This window comes from Pseudorhodobacter sp. (genome assembly GCF_030452865.1).
In the GTDB taxonomy this organism is placed as follows: domain Bacteria; phylum Pseudomonadota; class Alphaproteobacteria; order Rhodobacterales; family Rhodobacteraceae; genus Pseudorhodobacter.
Window position 1 is genome coordinate 1 of record NZ_JAKDLJ010000238.1, and the last position, 5669, is coordinate 5669.

Consider the following 5669-nt stretch of genomic DNA (forward strand, 5'->3'; position numbering starts at 1 on the left):
ATCCAAAGCCGAATAGGCCACACAAAAATCAGTGGCAAGGCCCACAAGCGTCAGGGTTTCGATCCCCCGACTGCGCAGATAGCCATCCAGCCCGGTCGGGGTTTTATGGTCATTCTCAAAAAACGCCGAATAGCTGTCAATCGCGGGCCGGAAGCCTTTGCGAATCAGCATATCGGCGGGGTCGGTTCGCAATGCCGCATGAAACGCCGCCCCGTGGCTGCCTTGCACACAATGGCGCGGCCACAGGACTTGCGGGCCGTATTCCATTGTCACCATACTGAACGGCACCCCACCGGGATGGTTGTCGGCGAAGGAGCTGTGATTGGCCGGATGCCAATCCTGGGTCAGCACCACAGCGCCGAATTCCTCCATCAAAGCGTTGATACCAGCGACAATCTCATGCCCGCCCGCCACCGCCAGCGCGCCCTCCGGGCAAAAGTCATTCTGTACATCAACCACGATCAGCGCATCACCCGTCATCTGCAACCCCTTCCCTGCGTCATGTGATACCTTGCATTTTTGTGCCGCGCGCGGCAAGACGCTGCCCATGTTTACCATCGCCGCCCTCTATCATTTCACCCGTTTCCCGGATTTCGCCGCGCTGCAAAAGCCGCTGCTTGATCTTGGTCGCGCCAATGGCATCCGGGGCTCGCTTTTGCTGGCGTCAGAAGGGATCAATGGCACTATTTCCGGCGAACGGGCGGGAATTGATGCGATGCTGGCACATATCCGCGCGCTGCCCGGCTGCACCGCGTTGGAGCATAAGGAAAGCTGGTCAGACGATCAGGCATTCGGGCGGTTCAAAGTGCGCCTGAAACGTGAGATTGTGACCATGGGCCAGCCGGATATCGACCCTCGCGCACAGGTCGGCCATTACCTGAACCCGCAGGAATGGAATGATTTGATCCAGTCGCCCGATGTCGCCGTGATCGACACCCGCAACGACTACGAGGTCGGCATCGGCAGTTTTTCAGGCGCGATTGACCCCGAAACCAAATCCTTCCGGGAATTTCCGGCGTGGTGGGAGGCGAACAAGGACCGTTTTCACAACAAACGGATTGCGATGTTCTGCACCGGCGGAATTCGCTGTGAGAAATCAACGAATTATCTGTTGGGGCAAGGGGTGGAGGATGTCTTTCACCTCAAAGGTGGCATCCTGAAATATCTGGAGGAAATGCCGCAGGACCAAAGCCTTTGGAATGGCGAATGTTATGTATTCGACAATCGCGTTTCGGTCGGTCACGGCCTTGTCCCCGGTCCGTATTCCAACTGTCACGCCTGCCGCCGACCGCTCGCACCACCTGACACGCAGCGACCGGAATATGAGGAGGGCGTGTCCTGTCATCAGTGCCTGCATGAACATACCGATGCCGACCGCGAACGCTTTCGTGAACGGCAAAAACAGATTGCCCTGTCAAGCGCGCGGGGGGAGCGGCATCTGGCCGATGGTTAAACCGATCTGACAACCGCGTGATGTGAGCGCGGATTTCGGCAATGCAACTGGTATGACAGAATGTCGCAGCTATACTCTGCCAATAACCCTAGAGGAGAGTATTGATATGCGATTCGCCACCAAAGCCCTGATTGTCGGCCTTGCCCTGAGCGCCGGGATGGCCATTGCCAAGGAAGGCGTAAAAGACCCAACCGTGAAGGCGCGGATGGACCTGATGGATACCATTAGCCAGAACACAAAGGTTATTGGAGATATGGCGGGGGGCAAATCAGCATTTGACGCAAGCGCCGCAGCGGCGGCAAAGGCCGCGTTGATGGCCGCCGCCGCAGAGATTCCGGCAAAGTTTGAAACCGAAGCAGACGATCCCGTGTCGGAGGCACGTCCCGACATCTGGATGAATATGGAAGGTTTCGCGTCGAAGGCGAAAGATCTGGAAACCGCCGCGACCGCGATCGACGTTTCCTCGCTGGAAGCCGTGAAAGCCGGCATCGGTGCGATCGGGGGCGCGTGCAAAGCCTGCCACACCGATTTCCGCGCCAAGAAGTAAACTGTGATCAAAGGAAAGGCTGGTCCCCGTGGACTGGCCTTTCAGCCGCAGGTCAATCGCTGGATGGTCCCGGCGTCATCGACATATGCGTTCAGCCGGAATGCGTCATATTCCTGCGTCACCAGCGTATCAGGTGAAATCGCGCGATACCTCCCTTTCAGCGCCACCGTTCGCAACATCCCCTCATTCTGCCCGACCAGATGGCCAAGTTTCGATGCGCCGCAGCTGTCGGGTTCCTGCTCTTTCAAGTGATCCCCTGTCAGCGGCAGCACCATCGGCGGTGAGACGGTTGGCGCGCGTCTGGCGGTCGGGGTGCAGGCGAAAAGTGCGGCGCAAAGGATACTCGTTAAAACAGGTTTCATTGTTGCGGCCTTCATTGATTTCCCCCACATTCTGCACAACGGCCATGGAAATGACAGACTGCGTAGCGCCAAATCCGCTATAATTCGCCGTGCATGTCAGCTAACGTCGCGCCAGAATTGAAAGGACACCCCATGCCCGATATGCGCACGCCGCGCCTTGCCGTCTTGATTGACGCCGACAACATCCCCGCCGCCCATGCCGAGGCTATTTTTGAGGAGATCACCGCGTTGGGCGAGGCATCGGTGCGGCGCATCTATGGCGATTGGTCATCGCAACGGCTGGCGGGATGGGCGCGCAAGGTTGCGGCACTGGGACTGGTCGCAGACCAGCAATTCGCCAACACCAAGGGCAAGAATGCCAGCGATATCGGTCTGGTGATTGCGGCGATGGATTTTCTGCATTCGGGGCTGTTTGACGGCTTCGTACTGGTCAGTTCCGACAGTGACTTCACCCGACTTGCCGCGCGCATCCGCGAACAGGGGCTTGATGTCTACGGCATCGGTGAGCAGAAAACGCCGGAAGCGTTCCGTATGGCCTGCAAACGCTTCATCTATGTTGAAAATCTTGGCGGCGATGAACCCGCCGAAGACGCGCAGCAGGCGACCAAACCGGACCGAGTCATCATGCCGGACATGCCGGATCTGGTGCCGGAAACGCGACCGGCAGCAGGGTCGAAGGAATCCCCGAAAAAGGCAATCCCGCTGATTATCGCCGCGATGCGGGCGATTGATCCGGATGGCGAATGGTATTCACTGGGACAGATCGGCCAATATATCACCCAAGGCGCGCCGGATTTTGACACCCGCACCTATGGCAGCGCCAAGCTGTCCGATCTGGTGCGCAAGATCAGCCGGTTTGAGGTGAAATCCGGCCCCGGTGGTCAGCTTTTGACGCGGGACGTGGCGTGAACTCCATCAAGGGCAGCACCGATCCGGCGCAGCACTGCGCTGCATTCTGACAGGGGAACAACGGTGCCATAGGCCCAGCCGGTTTTGGTTCTGGTCAATTCCAATGGCTTGCCCCGCGCAAACGCCACTCCGTCCAATCGGGCGAATAGCGCCGGAGCAACGATTGCATCATCAGCAAAAGAAACCTCTACCCCGATCCGCCGCTCATTGGGTTGGCGGGTCAGGCGCAGATGGGCGCTATCCGTCAAGCCTCTGATATAAAACCGCAATGCCGCTCCGTCGCTGCGCAGGTCAACACAAAGCTGCGGTGGCAAGTCTGCGTGTAACGCATCATAGACGCCTTGCCAAAAACTGCGGTTGCGCGCGGCTTTGAGCGCAGCATCCGGGGTTGCCGCCTGCACGTCAACCAATCGCTGCGGCCCGTCATAGCCGCTTCCTCCAAGGTCAAGCCAGCTTTGCGCGGCGTCCGCCCAGGCAGGATAACCTAATTGCAGCGGCGCGGAATTCCAGAACTTGTCCGGCCCGATGGCGTGAACGATTGCCGCCTCCCGTGCGCCCGGCGCAACGACCGGATGGTTGAAGCGCAAATCCAGTAGGTGCAGCGGCAAGCCCCGCGACGCCGCCGTGAAAAACAGCGCCAGCTCATCCACTGAATGCGCGTCGGTTTCCGTCATCAACTGCGCCGCCATCGCATAAAGATCGTCTTTTGCCAGCCGACCGCGCAGGGCTTGCCCCATGCCAACCGCACCGCCGTTCGGCAACGGCATCGAACCGTCACCCCGCAGCGCGGCGAAAGCAGACATCACCTTGGCCCGGCGCGCGAAGGCACCGTCAGGCAGAGGGCGCCATGCAAGCCCGTCAAACCCCCACATCTGCGCCAGACTGCGCTGAATCAACATATCCACATCCAACCACAGGCATTGGTCATAATGGTCCAGCAAATCCAGCATCTCGAATTTGGCAAAGATCAGGGGGCTGTAAAAGGCCAGCACCTCGATCAGGTCCGTGCCCGCCGCGAACCGCGCGGACAGGGTCTGCGCGTCGAAGGGATGAAAGGCGACGCGCGGCCAAAGCGCGCGCAATCGCACCTGATCCTCCACCGAAAGCCCGGAATGGAACACCACGAAATCGCCGTTGAATTCGGGGTTGTTCCGTGCAAAACCAACAATCAGCGCCGCCAATGCAAAGGCATGATCGGCGCTGACGCCGCAGACGATTGCCCGACGTTCCCCATTGCTTGCTGTTGCCAAAACCGCCCCCTGAGTGTCACCCCATCACTGTGCAACCAGCTTTGCTCGGTGGCAACTCCACAAGACATATTTGCATTTCCGGCCCTATGCGCTTATCTCAATCCGACGCATCGCGACCAAAGGGCAAAACACCGATGAACTGGATCAACAACTACGTCCGCCCCACGATCAACTCTCTGTTTTCGCGCCGCGAAGTGCCGGAGAACCTGTGGACGAAATGCCCCGAATGCGGAACCATGCTGTTCCACCGGGAGCTCAAGGACAATCTGAACGTCTGCACCAATTGCGACCATCACATGGCGATGACCCCGAGAGAGCGTTTCGCCGCCCTGTTCGATGGTGGCCTGTTTGCCGAGGTCAAAGTGCCGGAACCGGTGGTCGACCCGCTGCAATTCCGCGATCAGAAAAAATATCCCGAACGGATGAAAGCTGCACAAAAAGCCAGCGGTGAGAAAGACGCGATGTTGGTCGCGGAGGGCGAGATTGCCCGCACCCCGATTGTCGCAGTTGGTCAGGACTTCTCGTTCATGGGCGGCTCGATGGGCATGTATGTCGGCAATGCGCTTCTTGCTGCTGCCGAGCGCGCAGTAAAGCTGAAACGCCCCTTGGTGCTGTTTTCGGCGGCAGGCGGTGCGCGGATGCAGGAAGGCATCCTGTCGCTGATGCAGATGCCCCGCACGACCGTTGCCGTGCAGATGCTGAAAGAGGCGAACCTTCCCTATATCGTCGTGCTGACCCATCCGACCACCGGCGGCGTGACGGCATCCTATGCGATGCTCGGCGATGTGCAGATCGCCGAACCCAATGCGTTGATCTGTTTTGCCGGGCCGCGCGTGATCGAACAAACCATCCGGGAAAAGCTGCCAGAGGGCTTTCAGCGCGCCGAATATCTGCTGGATCACGGCATGCTGGACCGCGTGACCCATCGCAAGAATTTGCGCGACGAATTGGCGACCGTGTTGCGGATGCTGATGAAACTGCCACCCGCCGTGCGCGGCGATCTGCCCGCGCCCGAATCGGCGACAGTGCCGATTGCGGAGCCAACACCCAAGGCCGCGCCCGTCAGGCCGGACACAAAAGCCGCGGCGGCAAACACAAAGGCAGACAAGAAGTGAGCAGCCTTGGTTCTGACGCGCTGTTGGAACGGA

The 5669-nt window shown here is 59.3% G+C and carries 7 protein-coding genes; 4 read left to right on the top strand and 3 right to left on the bottom strand.

Going from position 1 to position 5669, the window contains the following annotated elements; translation table 11 throughout:
• Positions 1–480: bifunctional nicotinamidase/pyrazinamidase (pncA, locus tag L0H65_RS13290; RefSeq protein ID WP_301459531.1), on the bottom strand; the 480-nt coding region annotated here is incomplete at its 3' end.
• A gap of 67 nt (positions 481–547) precedes the next feature.
• Between pncA and L0H65_RS13295 the strand changes: the two genes are divergently transcribed.
• Both L0H65_RS13295 and L0H65_RS13300 read left to right on the top strand, forming a co-directional pair.
• A complete protein-coding gene (locus tag L0H65_RS13295; RefSeq protein WP_301459532.1) occupies positions 548–1453 on the top strand; it encodes a rhodanese-related sulfurtransferase in 906 nt (301 codons plus the stop codon).
• 106 nt (positions 1454–1559) lie between these two features.
• A complete protein-coding gene (locus tag L0H65_RS13300; RefSeq protein WP_301459533.1) occupies positions 1560–2000 on the top strand; it encodes a cytochrome c in 441 nt (146 codons plus the stop codon).
• Positions 2001–2041: 41 nt separating this feature from the next.
• On the opposite strand, the gene L0H65_RS13305 is transcribed toward L0H65_RS13300, so the two are convergent.
• Positions 2042–2362, bottom strand: a complete 321-nt coding sequence (locus tag L0H65_RS13305; RefSeq protein WP_301459534.1) for an I78 family peptidase inhibitor — start codon at positions 2360–2362, stop codon at positions 2042–2044.
• A 132-nt stretch (positions 2363–2494) separates the two neighbouring features.
• Here L0H65_RS13305 and L0H65_RS13310 point away from each other — a divergent pair, with 132 nt between their 5' ends.
• Positions 2495–3271, top strand: a complete 777-nt coding sequence (locus L0H65_RS13310) for an NYN domain-containing protein (RefSeq protein ID WP_301459535.1) — start codon at positions 2495–2497, stop codon at positions 3269–3271.
• Here the strand turns inward: L0H65_RS13310 and L0H65_RS13315 are convergent.
• On the bottom strand, positions 3244–4521 hold the full coding sequence (locus tag L0H65_RS13315; RefSeq protein WP_301459536.1) for a glycosyltransferase: 1278 nt from the start codon (positions 4519–4521) through the stop codon (positions 3244–3246). The genes L0H65_RS13310 and L0H65_RS13315 overlap by 28 nt on opposite strands.
• Before the next feature lie 134 nt (positions 4522–4655).
• Here L0H65_RS13315 and accD point away from each other — a divergent pair, with 134 nt between their 5' ends.
• Positions 4656–5636 (top strand): acetyl-CoA carboxylase, carboxyltransferase subunit beta, encoded by a 981-nt coding sequence (gene accD, locus L0H65_RS13320; protein WP_301459537.1) that lies wholly within the window; start codon positions 4656–4658, stop codon positions 5634–5636.
• Positions 5637–5669: the final 33 nt, after the last annotated feature.

Bases quoted from the DNA above. Each gene is read 5' to 3' on its own strand.
- L0H65_RS13295 (WP_301459532.1), top strand. From the start codon at position 548: ATGTTTACCATCGCCGCCCTCTATCATTTCACCCGTTTCCCGGATTTC.
- L0H65_RS13300 (WP_301459533.1), top strand. From the start codon at position 1,560: ATGCGATTCGCCACCAAAGCCCTGATTGTCGGCCTTGCCCTGAGCGCC.
- L0H65_RS13305 (WP_301459534.1), bottom strand. From the start codon at position 2,362: ATGAAACCTGTTTTAACGAGTATCCTTTGCGCCGCACTTTTCGCCTGC.
- L0H65_RS13310 (WP_301459535.1), top strand. From the start codon at position 2,495: ATGCCCGATATGCGCACGCCGCGCCTTGCCGTCTTGATTGACGCCGAC.
- accD (WP_301459537.1), top strand. From the start codon at position 4,656: ATGAACTGGATCAACAACTACGTCCGCCCCACGATCAACTCTCTGTTT.